Source organism: Gramella sp. MT6, from assembly GCF_019357415.1.
In the GTDB taxonomy this organism is placed as follows: Bacteria; Bacteroidota; Bacteroidia; order Flavobacteriales; family Flavobacteriaceae; genus Christiangramia.
The window spans coordinates 2,777,390-2,802,756 of the sequence record NZ_CP048410.1 but is presented as its reverse complement, the minus strand read 5'-3'; the positions used below and the strand labels follow the sequence as shown (position 1 = coordinate 2,802,756).

General features: G+C 38.0%; 22 protein-coding genes. 16 read left to right on the top strand and 6 right to left on the bottom strand.

The window, feature by feature from the left end:
* Positions 1–36: 36 nt before the first annotated feature.
* Positions 37–363: a YbaB/EbfC family nucleoid-associated protein gene (locus G3I01_RS12565; RefSeq protein ID WP_219548379.1), complete on the top strand. Its 327-nt coding sequence runs from the start codon at positions 37–39 to the stop codon at positions 361–363.
* A 61-nt stretch (positions 364–424) separates the two neighbouring features.
* On the opposite strand, the gene G3I01_RS12560 is transcribed toward G3I01_RS12565, so the two are convergent.
* Both G3I01_RS12560 and G3I01_RS12555 read right to left on the bottom strand, forming a co-directional pair.
* Positions 425–940 (bottom strand): redoxin domain-containing protein, encoded by a 516-nt coding sequence (locus G3I01_RS12560; RefSeq protein WP_219548377.1) that lies wholly within the window; start codon positions 938–940, stop codon positions 425–427.
* An 83-nt stretch (positions 941–1,023) separates the two neighbouring features.
* Positions 1,024–2,052: a GntG family PLP-dependent aldolase gene (locus tag G3I01_RS12555; protein ID WP_219548375.1), complete on the bottom strand. Its 1,029-nt coding sequence runs from the start codon at positions 2,050–2,052 to the stop codon at positions 1,024–1,026.
* A gap of 198 nt (positions 2,053–2,250) precedes the next feature.
* Here G3I01_RS12555 and G3I01_RS12550 point away from each other — a divergent pair, with 198 nt between their 5' ends.
* From G3I01_RS12550 to G3I01_RS12540, 3 genes are read left to right on the top strand one after another with little or no spacing between them, the layout of a single operon-like run.
* Positions 2,251–3,723, top strand: coding sequence for a circularly permuted type 2 ATP-grasp protein (locus tag G3I01_RS12550; RefSeq protein WP_219548373.1), 1,473 nt, complete (start codon positions 2,251–2,253; stop codon positions 3,721–3,723).
* Positions 3,724–3,726: 3 nt separating this feature from the next.
* Entirely contained in the window at positions 3,727–4,671 is a 945-nt protein-coding gene (locus tag G3I01_RS12545; RefSeq protein ID WP_219548370.1) for an alpha-E domain-containing protein, read from the top strand.
* Positions 4,672–4,713: 42 nt separating this feature from the next.
* A complete protein-coding gene (locus tag G3I01_RS12540) occupies positions 4,714–5,565 on the top strand; it encodes a transglutaminase family protein (RefSeq protein WP_219548369.1) in 852 nt (283 codons plus the stop codon).
* A gap of 4 nt (positions 5,566–5,569) precedes the next feature.
* On the opposite strand, the gene G3I01_RS12535 is transcribed toward G3I01_RS12540, so the two are convergent.
* Entirely contained in the window at positions 5,570–7,960 is a 2,391-nt protein-coding gene (locus G3I01_RS12535) for a zinc-dependent metalloprotease (protein WP_219548368.1), read from the bottom strand.
* Positions 7,961–8,057: 97 nt separating this feature from the next.
* Between G3I01_RS12535 and prfB the strand changes: the two genes are divergently transcribed.
* The 4 genes from prfB to G3I01_RS12515 all read left to right on the top strand — a co-directional run bounded on the left by prfB (position 8,058) and on the right by G3I01_RS12515 (position 12,599).
* A protein-coding gene (gene prfB / locus G3I01_RS12530; RefSeq protein WP_219548366.1) for a peptide chain release factor 2 occupies positions 8,058–9,156 on the top strand; the annotation gives its coding sequence in 2 pieces (ribosomal slippage) (positions 8,058–8,120 and positions 8,122–9,156; 1,098 coding nt in all).
* A gap of 68 nt (positions 9,157–9,224) precedes the next feature.
* Positions 9,225–9,566 carry an arsenate reductase (glutaredoxin) gene (gene arsC, locus G3I01_RS12525; RefSeq protein ID WP_219548365.1) on the top strand — a complete coding sequence of 114 codons (342 nt, stop codon included), beginning with the start codon at positions 9,225–9,227 and terminating at the stop codon, positions 9,564–9,566.
* 11 nt (positions 9,567–9,577) lie between these two features.
* Positions 9,578–9,946 (top strand): hypothetical protein, encoded by a 369-nt coding sequence (locus G3I01_RS12520; RefSeq protein ID WP_219548364.1) that lies wholly within the window; start codon positions 9,578–9,580, stop codon positions 9,944–9,946.
* A 115-nt stretch (positions 9,947–10,061) separates the two neighbouring features.
* Positions 10,062–12,599, top strand: coding sequence for an outer membrane beta-barrel family protein (locus tag G3I01_RS12515; RefSeq protein WP_219548363.1), 2,538 nt, complete (start codon positions 10,062–10,064; stop codon positions 12,597–12,599).
* Positions 12,600–12,647: 48 nt separating this feature from the next.
* Here the strand turns inward: G3I01_RS12515 and G3I01_RS12510 are convergent, their stop codons facing one another.
* Together G3I01_RS12510 and G3I01_RS12505 are read right to left on the bottom strand one after the other, a co-directional pair.
* Positions 12,648–12,824 (bottom strand): hypothetical protein, encoded by a 177-nt coding sequence (locus tag G3I01_RS12510; protein WP_026934940.1) that lies wholly within the window; start codon positions 12,822–12,824, stop codon positions 12,648–12,650.
* 126 nt (positions 12,825–12,950) lie between these two features.
* The gene (locus G3I01_RS12505; protein WP_219548362.1) at positions 12,951–13,463 is read right to left on the bottom strand and encodes a hypothetical protein; all 513 of its coding nucleotides are present in this window, start codon (positions 13,461–13,463) and stop codon (positions 12,951–12,953) included.
* Between the two features lie 287 nt (positions 13,464–13,750).
* Here G3I01_RS12505 and fumC point away from each other — a divergent pair, with 287 nt between their 5' ends.
* Entirely contained in the window at positions 13,751–15,148 is a 1,398-nt protein-coding gene (fumC, locus tag G3I01_RS12500) for a class II fumarate hydratase (RefSeq protein ID WP_219548360.1), read from the top strand.
* A gap of 67 nt (positions 15,149–15,215) precedes the next feature.
* Here fumC and ccsA read toward each other — a convergent pair whose 3' ends face one another.
* The gene (gene ccsA, locus G3I01_RS12495; protein ID WP_257710586.1) at positions 15,216–18,416 is read right to left on the bottom strand and encodes a cytochrome c biogenesis protein CcsA; all 3,201 of its coding nucleotides are present in this window, start codon (positions 18,414–18,416) and stop codon (positions 15,216–15,218) included.
* Between the two features lie 128 nt (positions 18,417–18,544).
* Here ccsA and G3I01_RS12490 point away from each other — a divergent pair, with 128 nt between their 5' ends.
* The 7 genes from G3I01_RS12490 to G3I01_RS12460 all read left to right on the top strand — a co-directional run bounded on the left by G3I01_RS12490 (position 18,545) and on the right by G3I01_RS12460 (position 25,325).
* Positions 18,545–19,306, top strand: coding sequence for a Rossmann-like and DUF2520 domain-containing protein (locus G3I01_RS12490; RefSeq protein ID WP_219548357.1), 762 nt, complete (start codon positions 18,545–18,547; stop codon positions 19,304–19,306).
* On the top strand, positions 19,290–19,805 hold the full coding sequence (locus tag G3I01_RS12485) for an HAD-IIIA family hydrolase (RefSeq protein ID WP_219548355.1): 516 nt from the start codon (positions 19,290–19,292) through the stop codon (positions 19,803–19,805). Before G3I01_RS12490 ends, G3I01_RS12485 begins: the two co-directional genes overlap by 17 nt.
* A 4-nt stretch (positions 19,806–19,809) precedes the next feature.
* A complete protein-coding gene (locus G3I01_RS12480) occupies positions 19,810–20,724 on the top strand; it encodes a geranylgeranylglycerol-phosphate geranylgeranyltransferase (RefSeq protein WP_219548352.1) in 915 nt (304 codons plus the stop codon).
* Positions 20,725–20,727: 3 nt separating this feature from the next.
* A complete protein-coding gene (locus tag G3I01_RS12475) occupies positions 20,728–21,315 on the top strand; it encodes a Maf-like protein (protein ID WP_219548350.1) in 588 nt (195 codons plus the stop codon).
* Between the two features lie 23 nt (positions 21,316–21,338).
* On the top strand, positions 21,339–22,226 hold the full coding sequence (locus G3I01_RS12470) for a septum formation inhibitor Maf (RefSeq protein ID WP_219548348.1): 888 nt from the start codon (positions 21,339–21,341) through the stop codon (positions 22,224–22,226).
* Positions 22,226–22,765, top strand: coding sequence for a mechanosensitive ion channel domain-containing protein (locus tag G3I01_RS12465; RefSeq protein WP_219548346.1), 540 nt, complete (start codon positions 22,226–22,228; stop codon positions 22,763–22,765). Before G3I01_RS12470 ends, G3I01_RS12465 begins: the two co-directional genes overlap by 1 nt.
* 70 nt (positions 22,766–22,835) lie before the next feature.
* A complete protein-coding gene (locus G3I01_RS12460; RefSeq protein ID WP_219548344.1) occupies positions 22,836–25,325 on the top strand; it encodes a PIG-L family deacetylase in 2,490 nt (829 codons plus the stop codon).
* The last annotated feature ends 42 nt before the right edge of the window (positions 25,326–25,367 follow it).

The window sequence follows — 25,367 nt, the reverse complement described above, 5'->3', positions numbered from 1 at the left end:
AGTAAATTTGAATTCATAAATTTTAAATCGAAAAATATGTTTGGAGATATGATGGGCATGATGAATAAACTGAAGGAAGCCCAGGAAAAAGTAGAAGCAACTAAGCAAAGATTAAATTCTGTTCTTGTAGACGAACAAACCAGTGATGGGCTTTTGAAAGTAACCATTACTGCTAATAGAGAGGTAAAGAATATTTCTATAGATGATTCCTTGCTTGAGGACAAAGAACAACTGGAGGATTACCTGGTTCTTACCATGAACAAGGCTATTGAAAAAGCTACAAAAATAAATGAAGCTGAAATTGGAGCTGCGGCTAAAGACGGAATGCCAGATATTCCTGGAATGGACGGATTAATGAAATAAGGTTTCTGAAAATATCCAGAAAATAAAAAGCCCGGAAGTAAATTCCCGGGCTTTTTCTATTTTATGCTTCTCCCCTTGCAGGATAATCATCTTTAATTACAAAAGAGATAGATCTTAATAGCTCATCGAACTTTGGCCGGGCAAAAGGCATTGATTGAATACTTGCAGAATAAAGTGTATTATCTGGCCGTATCAGGAAAAGGGCCGGTTCAAGAAAAACTTCAGGTTCTGAATCCTTTGTCGCTTCTGAAATGAAAAGCCCCCATTTTCTACCTTCATCAACACTAAAATCATAGCCAATATTGAGATTATCAATATCCCATTCCTCTACAGTCTTTTGCGCCAGTTCCTCGGTATTTGAACTTACGCAAATAACATTAACTCCTTTATCTCTGAAATCTTCGATCTTCGTGTTCAATTCTTCCAGGTATTTCATACAAACCGGGCAATGTATGCCCCTGTAAAAAACAAGCATGGTAAAATTTTCAGGTTGATTATCCCGAAGATCCCATTTTAAACCTTTAGTGGTCTTTACAATCAGTTCCGGAACTTCCTGTCTTGGTTTCAAATTCTTCATAAATCAATTTTCCTGAAAAATAACTGAATTTGAACCTCATTGCTATTAAACCCCTGCTAATCTTTAGTTAAGTTTAATTAAAACTACAGATCAATATTTTGAAGTAGAGACAGGAATTGATGATGCATTTCTTCTGAATAATCAAGATGAGTCACGATCCTTAATTTTCCCTGCCCCATATTGCTTATCCGGATGCTATTTTCTGAAAGTTTATCCATAAAGGCTTTTTCATTTTCTGGATCCTCCAGGTAAAAAATGATGATATTAGTTTCTACAGGTTCTACTTTACCAACATAATCAAGCGATGATAGCACCTCAGCAATTTCTGAAGCTCTTGCATTATCTTTTTTCAACTGCTCCAAATGATTATCCAGAGCATAAATCCCAGCCGCAGCCATAAAACCAACCTGACGCATTCCACCACCCAGAACCTTACGAACTCTGATTGCATTCTTCATCAACCTTTTATCTCCAATTAGAACTGATCCCATTGGAGTTCCAAGCCCTTTGGATAAACAAACCGAAATGGTATCAAACAATTTTCCATAATTTTTAGGGTCTTCATTATTCTTAACAATAGCATTAAATAATCTTGCCCCATCTAGATGCAATCCAAGATCGTTCTTATCGCAAACTTTTCTAATTTTCTTTATTTCTTCCAGATCATAGCAGGCACCACCACCTTTATTTGTTGTGTTTTCAAGACAAACCAAAGTGGTTAGCGGGCTATGATAAAAATCTGGTGGATTAATGCTTTCTTCCACCTGTGTTGCTTTGATCATCCCACGGTCTCCATCCACTAGCTTACATGAAACACCACTATTAAAGGAAACGCCTCCTCCTTCATAATTGTAAACATGAGCCCACTTATCACAGATCAATTGTTCTCCCGGCTGGGTATGAAGTTTTATCGCGGCTTGATTAGCCATACTTCCGGTAGGGAAAAATAAAGCCTCATCTTTACCAAACATATCCGCAAGCTTTTTTTCCAGAGCATTGATCGTTGGATCTTCTTTATAAACATCATCACCAACTTCGGCAGACATCATAGCCTGCAACATTCCCTTGGTTGGTCTGGTTACTGTATCACTTCTTAGATCTATTTCTTTCATGGTAATTTTTTCTAAAATGCTAAGGTAAAATTTAAATGTCTTTTTTCTAAAATCCACTATTCACAATAAAAGCAGGCTATTTTCTTTTTATATGAATTTTTCTGAATGTTTGATTGTTTATCTGTCATTTTTCGCAACGTTTTGTTTAAACACCTGAAAATGAACAATTTTATTTGTATTTTAAGGCAAATCTGATCTATGAAAAGCAATAATGACAATCCAACCTTTGAGTCTTATAATCGAGATCCTAATCTTTATGATGAGATCTTTGACGAAAACAATAATGTAAGGCAAACCTATAAAACCTTATTCGAACTTTACAGTGAACATTCCGCAAAAGATTTTGGCAGACTTAATAATAAAGCCAAATCTTCTTTTTTTAATCAGGGTATTACTTTTCAGGTATATGGAGATCACGAGATCAAGGAAAAGATCTTTCCATTCGATCTTTTTCCAAGGATCATAGATCCTGAGGAATGGGAAGTCATAGAGAAAGGTGTATTGCAAAGAAGTAAAGCTCTTAATGAATTTCTCTGGGACCTTTACCATGATAAGAATATTATAAAAGAAGGGATCGTACCACTGGAACTCATAAGTTCTTCAGTAAACTACCTGGATCAAATGAACGGATTCGATCCACCCGGTGGGATCTATAATCATATTTCAGGTACAGACCTTATCAAACATTCAGACGGGAAATATTATGTGCTGGAAGATAATATTCGCTGTCCTTCCGGAGTAAGTTATGTGATATGTAACCGAACCGCATTAAAAAGAGCTCTTTTCGGTGTTTTTAATCATTATCAAGCCTACACCGTAACTAATTATGCCGAAAATCTTCTGGAAATACTGGAAACGGTAAAACCTAAAGGCGTGGATGTCCCAAATTGCGTGGTGATCACTCCTGGGATCTATAATTCTGCCTACTATGAACATTCCTACCTGGCTAAGGCGATGGGTGTTGAATTAGTTGAAGGACGTGATCTTTTTGTAGAAAATGACTTCGTCTACATGAAAACCATCAACGGTCCCGAAAAAGTTGATGTTATCTACAGGAGGATAGACGATCAATTCATAGATCCGTTGGAATTTAAACCAGATTCTGCTTTGGGTGTTCCCGGACTTATGGCTTCCTATAAAAAAGGAAACGTTTGCCTCGTAAACGCTCCCGGAACCGGAGTGGCAGATGATAAAGCTATTTATACCTATATGCCGGAGATCATTAAATATTATTTAGACGAGGAGCCAATTTTAAATAATGTGCCTACCTATCATTGCAGCAGGCCAGATGAGTTGAAATATGTACTTGAAAATGTTCATAACCTGGTGATTAAACCTGTAGATGAAGCCGGTGGTTATGGAATTTCTATTGGTAACAGGCTTAGTAATGATGAGATCGAAGAGGTTAAAAAAACTATACAGGCCAGTCCACGAAAATATATTGCGCAACCAATCATGTCATTATCTGTTCACCCTACCTATATTGAGGATAATGAATGTTTTGAACCAAGGCATGTAGATCTAAGGACCTTCACTTTACTCGGCGCAGGAAAGGATTTTGTGCTTAAGGGCGGACTTACCCGTGTTGCTTTACAAAAAGGAAATCTAATAGTTAATTCTTCTCAAGGTGGTGGTTCTAAAGATACCTGGGTTTTAAAAAACAATCAATAATTTATGTTAGCAAGAGTAGCCAATAACCTGTTCTGGATGGGAAGATATATTGAACGTCTTGAACATGTAGCAAGATATTTAAATGTAAACTATTTCGCCTCCCTGGATGCACCCAATGAACTTTCACAGTCGAGACAATTTGTGCTTCAGTCCATGCTTTTCATGGCAGATGATTTTAGCCGTACTGAAAAACCTCTGGACGAGGAAGAAGTTCTATATGACATCGCCCTGAATCCAGACACAGATTTTTCGATCATTAATTACGTAAAACTAGCTCGCGAAAATGCAAATTCTGCTAGAGATCTTATTTCTACTGAATTATATGAGTCGATCAATAAATTCTACCATTTTGTATTGAATTACCCGGTAGAGAATTTCAAAAAGCGAGGCCTTTACGATTTTACGGTTCAGGTAACTGAAAATGTTTCCATCCTAAGAGGAAAAATTCGGGGTACGTTGTTACACGATGAAGTCTACGCCATTATCATGTTAGGTGTGAACATCGAGAGAGCCACGCAGGTTATCCGCATTATCAACTCCAAATTCAAGGATGCAGTAATTGCCCAGGGAAGTTATGGTGACACCTTAAAGAACAGTTATGAATGGACCACCTTGTTGAAATGTGCCGAGTCTTATGATATGATGAGACGATTCTATCGTCAAACTCCAACCAGTATAACCACTCTGGAATTCTTGATCCTCAATACCGATTGCCCAAGGTCTGTAATGAATAGCCTTAATGAAGTTTGTAAACATATTATGGTCCTTACCCGGGAGAAACACCCATCTAAAGATTCTTCTGCCTTTTTGATTGGCAAGGTACGTGCAAAGTATCAGTTCAAGGTAATTGAAGAGATCGAACAGGATCTGGAAGCATTTATTGAGAATATCCTGGATGATCTGAATAGTATCGGTTTAAAATTACAGAATGAATATTTTCATTATTAATTCATAAAAATCACCTTAATTTGCTGCTCCAAAAATTTCATTATGAATCTGGATTATAACATAAAATACGTTGCCAAAAATACTTATGAAAATAAGGCGAGCAGTGCACTTTGGCAGTTTTTAATAATTCCGGAAGACAATGAATCTCAGGAATTGATTGCAGATACCTTCACGAATTCGCTGAAAATCCCGATAGAGAGATCAATTAATGGTTATGATTTTCCTACCTATCGCATACGACCGAAGCAGTCTTTTGAAGAAATTGAATTCACTGCAGATTTTAAACTGGTAAAAAAAGTAGAAAATATTTTCGAGAAGGTATCTCAGGAATTTTCCGAAAATGAATACAATGAGCTAAGGTCTCTGGAATTTAGAGCTGAAAATGATGTTTTCTTACGTCTTACAGATCTTACCACTTTACCTCAGGAAGTTGATTTTAAATTTGATGAAAACATCAGTCTTTTTCAAAATCTTCAGGACCTGAATTCCTGGATCAAAAAAGAATTCACATTTAAGACCAATGTTACTGATATTGATACAGATCTAAGTCACATCCTGGAGATCAAACAGGGAGTATGTCAAGATTTCACTCATCTTTTCATCGCGATCGCAAAGCAATTTGGAATTCCATCCAGGTATGTATCAGGCTACCTGCACCAGGGAAATGGCTATTTTGGGGATTCACAAATGCATGCCTGGGTAGAATGTTGTTTACCCAATAGTGGCTGGATAGGATTTGACCCTACGAATAATTTAATCGCTGCTGAAAATCATATCAAAGTAGCACATGGTAAAGACTACACAGATTGTCCTCCCCTTAAAGGAGTGGTTTTCTCCTCTGGCAAGAACGAAACGGAATATACTGTTCAGGTTTCCTCCCAACAACAGCAATAGATTTCTAATAAGCTCCTATGGGAGAACCATCAGGGATCTTTGGAATATTTATTTCCAGCTTGAAGTCCTCAGGTTCTTCCCGGAATCTTTTAATATTACGGTACATTTCTTTTGAAACCGGATCATCCTTACCTCTTAACCAGTTGGCAAGTTCATCAACTTTTTGATTGGCAACAGATCTTACCAAAGGTGTGGCTTTATCATTTATCGCCAGATTAAGAAGATGCTTAAATACATTGAAATTGATCGTATTCTGAACACTGGAATCATAGCTATCCTTCTTCGTGTTTTTAATTGTCTTATTTATCATTTCTTCAAGTACATAATCAAGCCCGGGAAGATCCTTATTTAATGCATGCTGTTGTATAAGTCTTTCTGCCCTGGCCGGATGAAGTAATAAAGCTAAGGTCATCTCGCTTGCGGTAGCCGGGGCACCTAAAGCGTCAAACGCCACATCGGTATTACTTTTAAATGATTCCCGGTCTCTGCCAAAGCCAAAAGCCCTTGGTGGAAATAGTTCCAGTTTATCCTGCGGGATGGCAAGTTCTTCCGCAGTTAGCGTCTTAAGAATACTCTCCAAGGCTTTTTCCTGAAGTTTTGCATCAAGATGTTTTACAATAGTGCTATTACCTCCTTTTACGGCATAATTGTATTCCAGACCTCCGATAAGTTTTACCGCCGCTTCTGTCTGATATCTGTGGAAAAAATAAAGCGGCACAAAAACATCTTCGAGTATTGTATATGGCTCATTGGTCCTGATGTTGTCCTTTGAAAAATTCTGAATTGCTTTCTTCCTTATTTCAAGAACCCTTTCCAGTTCATCTGCTGCATCTTTACCATTATCCCATAGATGAGCAAAGGCATGGGCTCCACCGGTTGCTCTAGCATCTGAATCTGTAATAAAAGTAAGTCCGTCAAGGCGGACTTTTTCCATTACAGAATTAAGATATTCCCTTTCTTCCATTCCTTCAGGAATATCACTATAACTATATTTCACGGTTACTTTATCCCACTCTCCTATTCCGGTATCATATGCGTTGGCGAATTCAATTTCACCATTATTAATTTCGAACTGGGGATGAGGATAATCCATTACCGAAGCTCTTTCATTAGTGCTTGCAGCAAAATTATGCGTAAAGCCAATGGTGTGGCCAACCTCGTGAGCAGATAATTGCCTGATCCTGGCCAGAGCAAGTTCCATCATGAGATCGTGATTAGAATCGTTTTCAGCAAAAGGTTTATTCATCATCGCCTGTGCGATCATAAAATCCTGACGTATTCTTAAACTTCCAAGACTAACATGACCTTTAATGATCTCTCCAGTTCTGGGATCAACAACGCTGGCACCATAACTCCAGCCTCTTGTTGATCTATGCACCCACTGGATCACATTGTATCTTACATCCAGGGGATCTGCATCCTCCGGTAACATTTTCACCTGAAAGGCATCTTTATATCCAATATTCTCAAAGGCCTGATTCCACCAGCTAGCTCCTTCCAGTAAAGCAGAACGAACAGGCTCAGGAGTTCCCGGGTCCAGATAATAAATGATCGGTTCTACAGCCTCACTAATTTCGGCTTCAGGATCCTTTTTCTTTAAACGATGTCTTATAGCATAGCGTTTTTTAATAGGCTCAAAAACCGGCGAAGCATAATCCATATAAGAAATAAAGATCGCTCCGCTCCGTGGATCAAAAACCCGCTTTTCATAATCATTATCAGGCAACTTCACGAAAGAATGGTGTTGAGTAACACTAATATTCTTAGCATCTGGAACTACAGAATTGATGGTCCTGCTTTTAGGCTCTCCTTCGAAAGTAAGCAGGGCTTCAAATTCAACATTTTCAGGAAATGCTTTTGTCCGTTCAAGAGACAAAGCACTTTTTGATTTATCCAGTTTATAGGTGCCGTATTCACCTTTTTTCAATGTTTCTGCAACTCCATGGGTATCCTGCATTAAAAACGGAGTAAAATCAATTATATACTTCCCGTCTTTTTCCTCTTTAATTTCAAATCCAAAAAGGACTGATTTCGCAAAGGCTTCTGCTACACTTTCCTTTTCTGCCGTATTCTCAGTGATCGCCCTGTAATTCTGGTTAGGCTGAATAAGCAATAATTTATTCCCTGCTTTCTGGAACTTAACCACGGCTTCTCCTCCTAACTGTCCGCGATCCAAACCTATATCATTAGATCCTACTCCGGTAGTTAAGAAATGAGTATAAAGAAATTCAGTTTCCAGGCTATCTACCTCCAGGTAAATTTCATCTTCCTTTTCATTGTAATGAAAGTTAAAATAACCTTCATATTTCTGAAGATCTTCCTTTTCTTCGAGGAACTGAGCCTTCATAGCAAATGAAATACTGAAGGCCAGAATAATACAGGTAATCTTATGCATAAAGGGATTTTTTAAAGCTTTCTAAAACTAAAAAATATTCGTTAAATCCTTTCTCGAAACTCCCTTTAATTCTATTTTTACGTCAAATCAACCATGAATGATAACAATAGAGAACATTAGAGATCTTAAAGAGCGCCTGGTTGCGTTAAGGAGGTATCTTTGACATTGATGCCAAAAAGATCGAAATAACCAATATGGAGGAAAAGACCTTTGCTCCTGATTTCTGGGATGACCCCAAAAAGGCTGAACAGATCATGAAAGAGGTCAATGCTGAAAAAAGCTGGGTTGGTGATTATGAAAAAGCCGAAACCCTTGTAGAAGACCTTGAGGTCCTCTACGAATTCTATAAAGAAGACGAAGCGACAGCAGAAGATGTTCAGGATAGATATGATCAAGCTTTAGATCTTATAGAAGATCTTGAGTTCAAGAATATGCTCTCTGAAGAAGGAGATAGCATGAGTGCGGTTCTTCAAGTCACTGCGGGCGCCGGTGGTACCGAAAGTTGTGACTGGGCAGAGATGCTCATGAGAATGTATCTAATGTGGGCTGAAAAGCGCAAATTCAAGATCCGTGAACTCAATTACCAGGCAGGAGATGTTGCCGGCGTCAAAACGGTTACCCTGGAAATCGAAGGTGAATTTGCCTTTGGCTGGCTTAAAGGTGAGAATGGTGTTCACAGGCTGGTTAGAATTTCCCCGTTCGATTCAAATGCCAAAAGGCATACTTCGTTCGCTTCTGTATATGTATACCCGTTAGTGGATGACAGCATAGAAATTGACATCAATCCTTCAGACCTTAGCTGGGAAACCATGAGGTCATCTGGTGCCGGTGGTCAAAATGTAAATAAAGTGGAAACAGCAGTTAGGTTGCGCCACGCTCCTACCGGAATTGTTATTGAAAACTCTGAAACCCGTTCTCAGCTCGAAAACAAGAATAAGGCCTTGCAGCTTTTAAAAAGTCAGCTTTTTGAAATAGAACTTCAGAAAAGACAGGAACAGCGACGTGAGATCGAAGACTCAAAAATGAAAATTGAATGGGGATCACAGATTAGAAATTATGTGATGCATCCTTATAAATTGGTCAAGGACGTTCGCACAGGTGAAGAAACTGGAAATGTAGACGATGTTATGGACGGCGATATAGACAGGTTTCTAAAATCTTTTTTAATGATGATGGGACAACGGAACGAAGATTGATTAAATACCGGTTCAATTAAGTTTTAAAAATTGAAATATTTGATTATTTTAAAAATAAAAAGAACAAAATGCTAAGGATCTATCATAATGCGAGATGCAAAAAGTCCAGAGAAGGACTTGAAATTTTGAAAAATTCAGGCAAAGAGTTTGAAATAAAAGAATACCTTAAGGAACCCCTAAGTGAAAATGAGCTGGCAGACCTTATTAAAAAACTTGATATTACCCCAATTCAGCTTGTTCGCAAGAACGAAAAGATCTGGAAAGAAGATTATAAGGATAAGGATCTGAGCGATAAAGAGCTTATTACCGTGATGGTAAAGAATCCAAAATTAATAGAAAGGCCGGTCGTAGAAACTGAAAGAAAAGCCGTGATAGGCAGACCGCCCTCGAATATTGACAAACTGCTTTAAACATAATAGAAATGAAACTTCAACATAGAATAGCATTAATAAGTGTTGCCGCGGCGGCGGTAGCGGGTTTCGTTTATTCCCAGATCTATATTCACGAGAAGAATAGAAAAGAGATCAAGGAAGTTGCAGGCGAATTAGCTGCTACATGGAAGAGTCAGTTAAGGCTTAATGAAGAGCAGACTCAAATGCTCGAAGATTCTATCATTGAATATACCATTAAGAAAAACGAGATCATTAACTCCAGTCTGGGGATCAACCAACAGATTAATAAGCTTAAGACAATTCAGAACAGCGAATACAAATCACTGAAAAAATTTCTGACGGAAGATCAGTTTGAAAATTATGTTCATCTTAACAAACAGCTTACGCGTAAATCCTGATTTTTAACCAATTAAACAATTTGGTTATATTTTTTTAATTTTTTGCTTAACAAAAAATTAACCGTTTAGGATTAAACCATCCCGATTCTTATTGGTCATAGGACAAAAATTGACAATGACCAACAAAAAATTATTTACCCTCAGTTTACTACTGGGATTATTCAGCTTTTTATCTTTTTCTGGATACGCTCAAGGACCTTCCGATTTTAAAAAAAACACCATAACAGGTAAAGTAATTGATGACGAACTAAATGTACCGTTAGAATATGCTACTATATCTGTACAGAACGTAGAAGATCCTTCAGACCTAACCGGTGGAATAACTGATGCTAAGGGACAATTTTCTGTAGAGGTCAAGAATGGGACTTACAATATAATTATTGAATTCATTTCTTATGAAACCAAAGAATTCAAGAACCGAAAAGTAACAAACGATCTTAATCTTGGCACTATCAAGCTTGGTCTGGGATCTGAAAACCTCGATGAGGTTGTAGTTAGAGCTGAAACTACACAGGTAGATATCAGACTCGATAAAAAAATATATAATATCGGTAAAGATCTTACCACGGCTGGAGGAACGGTAAGTGATGCCTTGAACAATGTTCCATCCATTTCAGTAGATATTGAGGGCGGAATTAGTCTTCGTGGAAATGATAACGTAAGAATTCTTATAAACGGCAAACCCTCTGCAATGGCTGGTTTTGGGAACACTGATGTTTTAAGCCAGTTGCCTGCAGAAGCTATCGAAAGAGTTGAGGTTATCACCTCCCCTTCTGCCCGTTATGATGCAGAAGGAACTGCAGGAATCATAAATATCATATTACGAAAAAAGGAAACTTTAGGATTTAACGGTTCTGTAAACCTTAATGCTGGGATTCCTGAAAACGCGAGTATTTCAACAAATCTAAATTACCGTACAGATAAGTTCAATCTTTTCACTACCACCGGTTACCGCTATAGCGAATCTCCTGGTTATGCATATTTTGATACAAGGTATTTCGAGCCAAGAGAAGATGTTTTCCTGGGAAATCTGGAATATGACCGGAATATTGAAGACAGGGATTATGACCGAATAAATCGTGGCTTTAACACGAATGTTGGTATGGAGTATTATATTTCAGACCTCTCCTCTATTACCGGATCCATTTTTTACCGAGTGGGAGATGATCGAGATGTAACCCTGAACAAAAACGATTACATCCTGAATGGCGAAAATCTGTTAGGAACTAATCGAATGGAGGTTGAAAACGAAGAAGATGAAAGCATACAGTTTTCACTTAATTACATCAAAAAATTTGATGAAGAAGGACATGAACTTACTGCCGACTTCCAATTTGAAAATGATAGCGAAACGCAGGATGCTTTTATAAACGAACCAGTTCTTTATAATAACACTGATATTGATGCGATCAGGGTTCCTTCAGAATCAACGATCACTTTAGAAGATCAGAAGGAGTATCTTTTACAGGCAGATTATGTAAGACCTATTGGTGAAGATTCTCAATTTGAAGCAGGGTATCGTGGGAATATTGAAAACGAGGTTACAGATTATGAGTTATACCAGGAAGATGCTGATGGTAACTTTATCCTGAATGAAAATCAAACCAATGTTTTTGATTATACCGAAAACGTACAGGCATTATATTCACAGTACGGTACCAAATTGGGCGATTTTAGTTTCCTTCTTGGGCTACGCCTTGAAAACACCAATCTAAAAGGTAAAATCGATTCAGAATTGACTGAAGAAGAACTGCAGGAAGAGTTTTCATTTGATATAGACACAGATTTTGATAATAATTACCTCGGTTTATTCCCTACCGTAAATATCATATATGAATTAGGGGAGCAAGAAAACATTACCCTGGGTTATAATAGAAGGATCAACAGACCAAGAGGCTGGTATATTAATCCATTTCCTTCCAGAAGTAGTCGTAACAATATTTTCCAGGGAAACCCTAACCTTAATCCGGCATTCTCAAATGCTTTTGATCTTGGTTATCTTAAAAGATGGGAGAAATTCACTTTAACTTCTTCTGTATATTACCAGAGAGAGACCGATGCCTTCCAGAGAGTTCAGGAAGAAGTATTTATTACGGGACCAAATGGGGAGGATATTGAAGTTATTAGAAGTATTCCTTTTAACCTGGCTACAAATGATAGAATGGGTGGAGAAGTTGGCTTTCTATACAACCCTGCAGATTGGTTAAGACTTAACGGTAGTGCGAACTTATTCCGCTTTAAGCTTGATGGTGAATTTAACGGGGTAGATTACAGCCAGGACAATTTCAGTTGGTTTGGTAGATTTAGTTCTAAAGTCTCTTTACCGTGGAAGATCGACTGGCAAACAAATCTTTTCTACCGCGGACCATCAGACGAAATTCAGGGAACCCAGGAAGGTATTTTGAATATCGACCTTGCCTTTAGTAAAGAAATATTGAATGATAATGCAACCTTATCATTAAATATTAGAGATATTTTTAACGGTAGAAAAAGAGCGAGTTATACAACTACAGAATTCTTCGAGCAGGATAGTGAATTCCAGTGGAGACAGGGACAGTCTGTAAATATTGCTTTCATTTATAGATTCAACCAGAAAAAACAACGTCAGGAAAGAAGAGGTGGAGATGAAGATTATGATGAAGGTGAATTCTAATAAGAAAAGTTAAGCCATAAAAAAAGGGACTATTTTTAGTCCCTTTTTTTATGCTTTTTCCGCTTTAGCTTTTTTGCGAGCTTCGCGCTTTTCTTTGATCAACTCTCCAACAGAACCTCCAATCCAGTAAGGAAGGAATGCCATTAAAAAGATCATAAGCCAGAAACCCATTGTCAATATTGCTAAAAATGCTAAGAAACCAAGGTATTGATCGAATTCGAACATAACAGTCAAAGTTTGATTTGAATCTGGCCAAAGATATGAAGTCTATGGCGCTTATCACAAAAAAACCCTGTTTTTTTACAAACTTTAGAAGTTACAGGCTAATAATATTTTTCTTTAATGTTTAATTTATTCAAGATATATAAGCCTGAATTCACCATCCAAATTACCAAAAATACCATCAAAACTATTTTTCATTTCCTTGCAGGCGATCTTCCCTTCTATATAATTGTCTCGTACTGAAGTTATTTCGATAAAGTTTGATTCCCGGTTCAAAGCCCCTCCAGGATCCAGCCTCCAGGACTCGGTCCTGCTCTGACTTTCAAACTTTACCCAGCTCTTATTATAAAAATCGTCTCCAATGCGATATTTCCCGGGCCCAATATAATTCTCGATCATTATCTCCATTAGATAACCATTGGCGGAAAAGGCCTTGGAGTGAAGGTTTATTCTGCCTGAAGGCATTAATATTCTTTTGAATCCCAATGGAGCAACTCTCTCATCTGAAAGAAAATCTACCCCATTCACATTTGCTATTAAAAATTGTTGAGATTCAACTCCATTGTCGTCATCCGAACTACATCCTGAATTTATCAGTAATAACACCGATACCATTAGGTAATAAAAATACTGCTTTCTCATGGTTGTTGAATTTAAATTTTCATTGTTGAAAGTTACGGCTTTCCGTACCCTTCTGAAAAGGGAAATTCCCCCTATTTTAATTATAATACATTGCTTTACAGTATTTTACGATACTCTATTTATAGTATAGCTATTTTTAATTAAGCGTAATTTTCAGGCCAGTTTCTTGCTGAAATTGTGGAATTCGTAAAATATGCTCTTCATTAAGAAAAAATTAATTTTAAAGAATTTTTAGTTTAAAGAAAATTGCGAAACATTAACTTTGCTCGACAACCAATTTTAGTATTATGGATTACAGAATAGAGAAAGATACCATGGGGGAAGTTAAAGTTCCTTCAGATAAATTATGGGGTGCACAGACCGAACGTTCACGCAACAATTTTAAAATTGGTCCCGCTGCATCCATGCCATTAGATATTATTTATGGTTTTGCCTACCTTAAAAAAGCAGCTGCCTACACCAATTGCGAGCTGGGTGTGCTTCAAGTAGATAAAAGAGACCTTATAGCAAAGGTTTGTGATGAGATTCTGGAAGGAAAACACGATGACCAGTTTCCCCTGGTGATCTGGCAAACAGGAAGTGGTACTCAAAGCAACATGAATGTGAATGAAGTTATAGCTAATCGTGCCCATCAGTTGGCTGGTAAGGAGATTGGGGAAGGAGAAAAGACACTTCAACCTAACGATGATGTAAATAAATCTCAGTCTTCTAATGATACTTTTCCAACAGGAATGCATATTGCGGCATATAGAAAGGTCACTAAAGTGACTCTTCCGGGACTGCGTAAACTTAGAGATACTCTTAAGAAAAAGTCTGAAGAGTTCAAGAATACCGTGAAAATTGGTCGTACACATTTTATGGACGCTACTCCCCTAACCCTTGGACAGGAATTTAGCGGTTATGTGGCCCAACTGGATTATGGTATTAAAGCTCTTGAAAACACCCTTCCGCATTTAGCTGAACTTGCTTTAGGTGGAACAGCTGTTGGTACCGGGCTTAATACTCCAAAAGGTTATTCAAAAAGAGTGGCAGAATTCATCGCGAAATTTACTGATATGCCATTCGTTTCTGCCGGTAACAAATTCGAAGCTCTTGCTGCACATGATGCTTTTGTTGAAACACACGGAGCACTTAAACAACTGGCAGTGTCGCTTAACAAAATAGGAAACGACATTAGAATGCTTGCTTCCGGACCAAGAAGCGGAATTGGTGAGATCAATATCCCGGCAAACGAACCTGGTTCTTCTATCATGCCTGGAAAAGTAAATCCAACTCAATGTGAAGCATTAACCATGGTTTGCGCCCAGGTTATAGGAAATGACACTACAATGAGTGTAGGTGGAATGCAAGGCCAGTTTGAATTGAATGTATTTAAACCAGTAATGGCAAATGCATTATTACAAAGTGCAGAGCTACTAGGGGACGCATGTGCGTCTTTCGAAGAGCATTGCGCCAGAGGAATTGAGGCAAACGAAAAGAGAATTCAGGAGCACCTGAATAATTCATTAATGCTTGTAACGGCCTTGAATACTAAAATAGGTTACTATAAAGCAGCTGAGATCGCAAATACAGCTCACCAGAATGGAACTACTTTAAAGGAAGAAGCAGCGAACCTTGGTTATGTGACTGAAGAGCAATTCGACGAATGGGTAGACCCTAAAGATATGGTGGGGAATTTGAAATAATCCCTAACCCTAAGAACTAAAAAGCCCCTGCAGAAATGCAGGGGCTTTTTTTATAAGATATTCAAACTTAGATAGTATCTCTGTTCTCTTTGATTTCTTTTCTGGCCTTTTTAGCATAATGCTTATTATACTTCCAATAAGAAAGAGCTCCCAATATCGTCACTCCTATTAAAGTATAGTAAATAAATGTTGGCGTAATAACCTTATCTCCACTGGCGTACGAATGCAGACCGCTTAAATAGAAATTCACTCCAAAATAGGTCATCATGATCGAAGAATACGCGATCACAGACATGAAGTTAAAGATCCAGCGTCCTCGTAAACCGGGTACTAATCTCATGTGAATAACAAAGGCATAAATGAAAATACTAATTAGAGCCCAGGTTTCTTTTGGATCCCAGCCCCAGTATCTTCCCCAGCTTTCATTTGCCCATTGTCCTCCCAGGAAGTTACCAATAGTAAGCATCACAAGTCCAACGGTTAGCGCTAGCTCTGTAATGATGGTGATCTCCCTGATATTTAAAAGCATCTTCTTTTTGTTATTCTCGGTGGTAAGGATCATTAAGAGTAATGCCACCACACCCAGGATCATTCCAAGGGTTAAAGGACCATAACTCCCCACAATTACGGAAACATGTATCATTAACCAGTAACTATCAAGTACAGGTTGCAGGTTAGCAATTGCTGGATCCATCCAGTTCCAGTGTGCGATCATAAGTATCATTGATGCTACAAAAGCAGTTGATGCAATAGTAAGATTCGATTTTCTTCCGAAGGCGAGACCAAAAAACATGGTAGCCCAGCCAACATAGATCATAGACTCATAGGCATCACTCCAGGGAGCATGGCCTGAAATGTACCATCTTGCAGCAAGACCTGCCGTATGTAATACAAAAAGGATAAGAATTGCTACTGCACTAATATTTATTAGACTTCGAATAACCTTATTGTCGTAAAAGATCTGAATGATGACGAACACCAACATTAGAAGACCAGCAACCATATACATCCAGAAAAGATTTCTGAACACATCATACTTGTTATATAAGATCTCTGTATCGATCTTCTCTTCTGAAGGCATTACTTCAGAACCAAATTTCTGCTGGTAACTTTTAATACTTTCTAAATACTGGTTTGCTTTAGCATAATCTCCGGTTTCACGAGCATCTCTTAAAGCATTCATGTAAAGTGGAAGGATCTGTTTGGTATAGACCGAGTCCATCCCTTTCAGATTGGACTCATCTACCTCCTTATAAGAGATCCACTTATTGTTATCGTCACCTGGAATAGGGAAAATCTTCAGGATATTACCATCTAATGCACTATATAAAAGGTTTACCTTCTTATCGGTATTAATAAAATCCTTCTGAAATTTATTTGGAACCGCAGCCTGATAGGCCCCTTCGAGATGTGGAGATAGCTTATAAGCTCCTCTTCTATCAAAGAAATCGGTTAGAGCGAGATATTTCTTCCCTTCTTCCACTCCAAGGATCTTATGCAGGCTATCATTATGCTTTTCAACAAAAATAAGTGGCACATCATACCAAACCATCGGATTCTCAGTAATGGAAATAAGTACCTGGTCTGAGGTTAGATCTTGATAAGTATCTGATTTACTTAATTTTCTTAATAACTCTGAAGAATATGTATTTGCAGGCTTCATCCTTCCTCCAGCATCCTGGATAATCAAACGTCCAAATTTTTCAGCATGCTCTTGCTTTACCGCATTCGCCACAATAAGGCTATCAAGTTGAGATTTTGCGGTCTCACTATGGTTGTGATCATCATTCTGGGCATTCATTCCGAAAGCCATAGAAATAATGGCTAGAATGGTGGCCATGGATTTCTTTTTACTTTTCACCTTATCCAGCATAACTTTTAGCTTTCCGAATCTTGAACCTTTATCAAATAAGATCCACATTAAACCAAAATATAATAGGAAGTACCCTATATAAGTGATCCACGTCCCCCAGAAATCATGATTCACAGAAAGAATAGTTCCTTTCTCATCAGGATCGAAACTGGATTGGAAAAACCTGTATCCTTCATGATCCAGTACATGGTTCATATAAATCTCATACGGCATAGGTTCCTTTCCTTCTTCTATAAGCTCTACTTTACTTTTAAAGGAAGCATAACCAGGAGTAGGCCTGTCTGCAGTACCTGGATATTTTTCTGCTATAAAATCATTAAGTTTTAAAGCAAAAGGCAATTCTTTTTCTATGGAACCGTAATTAAGGAAAATTTCCAGATCGCCCAAGTTCACCTGAACAGGATCTGCAACAATTCCTTGTCCGCCAAGTAAAGTGACAGTTTCAGTCTTGCCACCCGAAGATACATTCAGAGTCACCGCATCCATGTCGTTCTTGGTCTTGGGATTGGTTGGAACAATATCGTACTCACCCTTAACCACAGGTTCCGGAATCACAAATTGCATATTACCAATATTGTAAAGCGATCTAAGCATTAATGCCTGGGTAGAATCTTTAACAAGTTCTCCTTGCTTTTGATCTGCCATTCTCATATAAGTACCATCAAATGGCGAATCAATAAGATATTCTCCATCATCTGTGATCTGAATATTGATCGCCCCATCTTGAGGACTATTCAGTGTAAACAGAACATTATGGATATTACTTACCTGCCCCTGTTGTAAATAATGATCATGGCGATTACCATCTCCGGCTTCGACGATCTTTAAATAATTCTCTCCATCCTCGGTAGGAACCAAAGCTTCTTCAGCTCCGTGGATAAAATTGGTAACTTCAAATTTTACGGGCTGCCCGTTAAAATCTGTATTCAAAGTATAATCATTCTCTACTTCAGGCCCAAAAAGCACATCTTCCTGAAGCACCCTTCTACGCGGATTTCCATCGATCTCACCATCAATAAAAAACGTGAGATAGGATTCCTGGGTCATGAAAACGTTGGTGGTCTCCCCTTCTCTAATTGGCATGATGCCCTCATAACTTATATAACGAGTTACAAAAGCCCCGATAAGAATCAAAATAAAGGACAAGTGAAGTAATAAAGTACTCCATTTTTCCTTTTTATGGAGCTGATAACGCTTAATGTTACCAATAAAATTGATCAAAAGGAAAAGCATGATTCCTTCAAACCACCAGGTGTTATATATTAAGATTCTTGCGGTTTCGATACTATACCAGGTTTCGATGAAAGTACCCATGGCCATGGCTACAGCGAAAAGTATAAACAAGACGGCCATTATTCGGGTAGAAAAAAGGATTGAGGCTATTTTTTTCTGCATGGAAAAAGTGTCATTTTAACGGCTGCAAATTTAACGATTTATTATGTGTTTTTACAGGTAATCCCAATTCAATCTCAAGTACACAAATGTTAATTTCACCCGCTTAAAAATTTTGGTATTTTAGCCGAATGATTAAAGTGGTAATTATTGGCGCTGGAAATGTAGCTACTCACCTGTATCATTGCTTTAGAGAAGCAACCGATCTGGATGTAGTTCAGGTTTTTAACCGAAATAAGGATCACCTTGATTTTGTTAAAGAGCCTGAAAAAAGAGTTACAGACCTGAGCGAAATTGCTGAAGCAGACCTCTACCTGATTGCTATTAAAGATGAAGCAATTCAAGATCTTGCTGGAAAACTTAAGCTCAAAAAAGGAATAGTAGTTCATACTTCAGGAAGTCAGGATATGCAAACTCTGGCAGGATTTGATAATTACGGGGTATTCTATCCTTTGCAAACATTTTCGATAACTAAGGCCGTTAATTTTAAGGAGATACCTATTTGCCTTGAAGCTAATTCAGAAGAAAACCTGGAGTTTCTGAAGAAAACTGCGGCTCTAGTGAGCGATAAGATCTTTGAAGTAAATTCAGAACAGCGAAGAGCTTTACATGTATCAGCTGTTTTTGTAAATAATTTCAGCAACCATTTATTTGCACTTGCAGAGGATTATTGTAAACAGAACCAACTTCCTTTTGAGATCCTAAGGCCTTTAATAAAAGAGACCGTTTCCAAGATCGAAACCTTAGATCCTTATTCAGCTCAAACGGGACCTGCATTGAGAAATGACCATAAAACCATTGCTGCTCATCTTGAAATGCTGGATGAAGACAGAAAAAAAATCTATACTATATTAACTGAATCTATACAGAATTTCCATGGAAAAAAGCTATAAAGAACACCTTAATCAAATTAAAACCTTTGTATTTGATGTCGATGGAGTGCTTACTGACGGAAGGATACAGATATCCACAAGTGGTGAACTCCTAAGAACGATGAACACGAAAGATGGATATGCCATGAAAATGGCGCACAAGGCGGGTTATACCGTGTGTATCATAAGCGGAGGAAAAAATGAAGGAGTTCGTGCACGGTTAAGAGATCTTGGAATTACAGATATCTATCTTGGAGTTAGTGATAAGGTGGAACAAATGGATGAATTCTTTGATATTTATAATATTAAACCTGAAGAGGTTCTATATATGGGAGATGATATTCCAGATTATTATCCAATGAAATTAGTGGGGCTTCCATGTTGCCCTCAGGATGCCGTTCCTGAAGTTAAAGAAGTTTCACTCTATGTTTCTCATAAAATTGGAGGTGACGGTTGTGTGAGAGATGTTATAGAACAGGTGATGAAGGTACAGGGCAAATGGATCGAGAATAAGTCTTAGGTCTATGCTTAGTTACTTTAAACTTATAAGAGCAGGAAACTTATTTTTTATTGCTCTTACAATGTTCCTTATTAAATATGGCCTTTTTGAACCTTTTGGAGTGGCCATAACACTAAACCTTTTTGGATTTTCGCTTCTGGTTTTAGCAGTAATAGCCGTCGCAGCTTCTGGATATGTGATCAACGATATTTTTGATGTCCCGGCAGATCTAAAGAACAAACCCGAACGCACTTTTATCAATAAGGATATTTCAGAAAAGGCTGCCTACAGACTATTCTTTATTTTGAACATTATTGGAGTTGGTCTTGGATTCTATCTTTCGAATTTGATTGGCAGACCCGGTTTCACAGCGTTCTTTATATTCGGATCTGCAATTCTCTATCTGTATAATTCACAATTTCAGCAAACGATCCTTGTAGGGAACATCCTGGTGAGTCTTATTGTAGGATTGATTCCAATTGGCGTTGGCTTATATGATCTATTGCCTGCCATTACTCCGGGAAATCAGCAAACTCAATCTACCATATTTTCAATTTTGATAGATTATTCAATTTTTGCATTTCTAATAAATTTCCTTAGAGAAATTGTAAAAGATCAGCAGGATATTGACGGAGATTATAATGCCGGTTATCGCACCCTGCCCATCGTTTTTGGTAAAAAGCGCACCAACAAGATCCTGTTTGTAATAGGTTTGTTACCGCTAGGTTTCCTCATCTATTATATATATCAGTATCTATTTGAAAATACCATCGCTGTTGTATATACCCTCCTCTTACTGGTGGCCCCACTACTCTTTTTTCAGATAAATATCTGGACTGCGGAAAAGAAGACAGAATACGGCAGACTAAGTATGGTGCTAAAAGCTGTACTTTTCTTCGGATTGATTTCAATTGGCTTACTACAATTCATATTACTATAGATTATGCTGAAAGACTTACTTAAAGATCATGAGATCATTCTGGCTTCAGGTTCCCCAAGAAGACAGAAATTCTTTCAGGAGTTGGAGATTCCGGTAACAATTGATGTTCGCCCGGTTGACGAAGTTTTTCCAGAACATTTAAAAGAACAGGAGATCACCGATTATCTCTCTGCTCTAAAAGCAATGGCATTTAAAGACCTTAAGGAAAACCAGGTTTTGATCACCAGTGATACTATCGTATATCATGAAGGGGAAGCCATGGGCAAACCAAAAGATCATGATGAAGCAGTTGCTATGATCAAGGCTCTTTCAGGCAAAGACCATGAGGTCATCACTTCGGTTTGTTTCACCACTGCCGATTCTCAAAAAATACTGAATCATACTACCAGGGTCTATTTTTCAGATCTAAGCGATGAAGAAATAGAATATTACGTTAGCAATTATAAACCTCTGGATAAAGCAGGTGGTTATGCGATACAGGAATGGATAGGCTTGATCGGGATTGAAAAGATCGAGGGCAGTTATTTTAACGTCGTAGGCTTACCCACTCATCTGGTATATAAAACGATCAAAGAATTACTGAAAGCCTGAAATTTGTAACTTTATAAGAAAATATGGTCCGATTTTCTTTCTTGTTTCTTGTTTTAGCCATTCTCACTTCCTGTGAAAACACTTCTTCACAAAAGCAAAATCTTGATCTTTCAGATGATTTTAAGGAGTATTGGTATTCTGGAGAGGCCGAGATCACTTCCTACCACCTGGAACAGGTGAGGTATGGTGAAATAAGAAACGGAGAAGCTGTACTCATCTTTGTAACCGAAGATTTCCTGCCAGAAGAACAGGTAAAAGCTAATTCTGCGGCGAAAGAGAATATTTCAGTTCTTAAACTGAATGCAACCAAAAACTTTATCACCGGTATCTATCCTTACAGTATAATGCAAAGCACCTTTTATCCTCTAAATGGGAAGGAGCATGCTCTAAAGGTTTCAGCATCCATACAGGAATGGTGCGGGCAGGTATACACGCAGCTCAATAATCGGAATAAATACGAGGTAGTTAGTCACTCCTATTTTCAAGGGGAAGCTGATAAAAACTTTAGCCTTGAAAAAGTTGCACTGGAAAATGAGATCTGGAACCGGTTAAGAATAGACCCTGATAAGATTCCCACAGGAAAACTAAAAATGATACCATCCCTGGAGTATTTAAGGTTAAGTCATAATGAACTAAAAGCCTACGAGGCTAATTCAGAATTTTACACCATAGATCACCTCAATGTGTACAGGCTGGAGTATCCTGAACTTAAAAGAAACCTGAAAATTTACTTTAGCAGAACTTTTCCCTATACTATTGAAAAATGGGAAGAATCCTATCCTTCAGGTTTTGGCGAAAATGCGAAAATGCTTACCACCAAAGCAGTAAAAAAACAGCGTATAAAAAGTGATTACTGGAATAAAAATTCGAATAAAAATCTACCTTTGCGTGATAAACTGGAATTAAATTAATGTACGAAGTATTCACAAATTATCGCGACGAATTGATATACACGCTTGCCGTTATTATCCTTTTAATGATCATTCAGTTTGTACTAAGAAAGGCGGCCAATAAGGTAGGAAAGCGCAGTGAAATAAATATTACCAGGACCAGATTGATGTTTAAATACATCAATATCTTGATTTTCCTGATCGCAGCATTTTTGCTTTCGTTCGCCTGGGGTGTAGGATTATCTGAACTTGCATTAATATTTTCTTCAACTTTTGCAGTAATAGGAGTTGCCTTATTCGCGATCTGGTCTATTTTGAGCAATATTACTTCGGGGATTATCATGTTCTTTTCGTTCCCATACAAAATTGGAGACACCATCAAGATCCACGATAAGGACCTACCTATAGAAGCCGAAATTGAAGATATTAAAGCATTTCATCTGCATCTTAGAACCTCAGATGGAGAATTGATCACCTATCCCAATAACCTTATTCTTCAAAAAGCTGTTTCTCTTATCGAAACACACAGAAGGCATGATGAAGGCAAAGATGCCCTTTAAATTAAAAGATCACTAAATTATTCGGATTGGAGGTTTTAAAGTTTTTATATTTGGTAAAACCCTTTATCTAATGCGAAAATTAGTTTTTGCCCTGATCCTTCTCAGCTTTTCGTTCAGTAAAGCACAGGCTCCGGAAAAATGGAGTTCTTCAGAAATATATAATCATATTAAAAAACTGAACTTTTTAGGTTCGGTTCTATATATCGCCGCACATCCCGATGATGAGAATACACGGCTTATCTCCTATTTTTCAAATGAGAAAAATGCAAGAACTGCCTATTTATCACTTACCAGAGGAGATGGCGGGCAAAATTTAATAGGGCCCGAACTCAGGGAACAATTAGGATTAATCAGAACCCAGGAATTACTGGCTGCCAGACGAGTGGATGGCGGAAAGCAATTCTTTACGCGGGCAAATGATTTTGGGTACTCAAAAACTCCTTCTGAAACTTTAGAGATCTGGAATAAAGATGAAGTGTTAAGTGATGTCGTTTGGATCATCAGGAAATTCAGACCAGATGTGGTCATTAACAGATTCGACCATCGCACTCCCGGCAGCACCCATGGTCATCATACCTCTTCAGCCATATTAAGTGTTGAAGCCTTTGACCTTGCCGGCACCAAAAGTGCCTATAAAGACCAGCTGGAATATGTAAAACCATTTCAGCCAAAACGACTTTTCTTTAATACCTCTCCGTGGTTTTACGGCGGTGATGAAGCCTTTAAAGCTGCAGATAAATCTAATTTTATAAGTTTCGATACGGGCACCTATTTCCCATTACGCGGAATGTCTAATCCAGAGATCGCTTCCATTAGTAGAAGCCAGCATCGTTCGCAGGGATTTGGAAGTACTGGTAGTCGTGGCAAGCTGATGGAATATCTTGAGTTGCTAAAAGGAGAACTACCTTCAAAGAATGCTGATGTTTTTGACGGGATAGATACCAGCTGGAATCGCGTAAAAGGCGGTGAGGAAATTGGCAGGATCCTCGAAGATGTTCAGAATAATTTTGATTTTGCTAATCCTGCTCAAAGTTTAACAAAATTGGTACAGGCCTATAATCTTATTCAGGACCTGGAAGATGGGCACTGGAAACAGGTGAAGACTGAAGAAATTAAAGATATCATCTATGCATGCTCCGGTTTATACCTTGAAGCAGTCGCTGGGAAACCATCTATTACTCCTACTGAAGAACTTCAGGTAAGTCTTGAAGCGATCAATAGAAGTAATGAGGATATCGTTTTAAATTCGGTAGAATTAACTCCGAACAATTCGATTTTAAAACCCCAGGTAAGTCTTAAAAACAATAATGGCTGGGATAGCAATATGACCTTCAAGATCCCATCTACCGCCGATTACACTACTCCATATTGGCTGGAAGAAACCGGTACCATGGGTATGTATACTGTAAATAATCAAGAATTAAGAGGCCTGCCTGAAACACCTTTACACACGAAAGCTACTTTCAATCTATCGCTTAACGGGACCTCTATTAGTTTTGAAAAACCGGTTGTCTATAAATATAATGACAATGTATTTGGAGAAACCTATAAGAATTTTGAGATCGTACCACCAGTAGATCTTAAATTCGAAGAAGATGTTCTCATTTTTAATAATACTCAGCCTAAAGAAATCAATATTCAGGTTACCTCAAAAAGACCAGATCTAAGTGGTGACTTAAATTTAAAAGCCGGAGCCGGCTGGCAAATAGAACCTATAAAAACCAGTTTTTCCATAGAAACATCTGGTGGGACAGAAAACTTAAAATTTAAGATTACTCCCCCGGAAGGTCAGAATGAAACAAGGCTCACTCCCGAAGCTACTATCAATGGAGATATTTATAATCAAAACCTGATTGAGATCAATTATGAGCATATACCAGATCAAAACCTAATTAGAACCGCGAGTTTGAAACTGGTAAAACTGGATATAAATAAAAAAGGTGAAAGTATCGCATATATTGAAGGTGCCGGTGATGTGGTTCCCGAAAGCCTGGAACAAATTGGATATTCGGTAACAAGAATTTCTCCTGAGAATATTACACATAATTCGCTTAAGAACTATGATGCGGTGGTTTTGGGAATAAGAGCTTTCAATGTAGTAGACGCGCTTAAATTCAAACAGGATATATTACATGAATATGTAAAGCAGGGAGGAACCATGATCGTACAGTACAATACCAATAGAGGTCTCGTTGTTGATCATATATCACCATTCAGTTTAACTTTATCGCGAGACAGAGTTACTAATGAAAATGCAAAGGTGACATTTTTAACACCTGATCATCCTATACTTTCCTCGCCGAATAAATTAACCGAAGCCGATTTTAAAGGTTGGGTTCAGGAACGTGGTTTGTACTTTCCAGACCGTTGGGATGAGAACTTTACACCTTTGCTCAGTATGCACGATGAAGGAGAAACACCTAAAAATGGTAGCCTTTTGGTAGCTCAATATGGTGATGGATATTATATCTACTCAGGAATCAGCTTTTTCAGACAATTTCCGGAAGCTGTTCCTGGAGCCTTCAGACTTTTTGCTAATTTAATCTCAATAGGTAAATAATGGAGAAACCCGAAACTTACCATTGGAAAAAAAGCTATACCC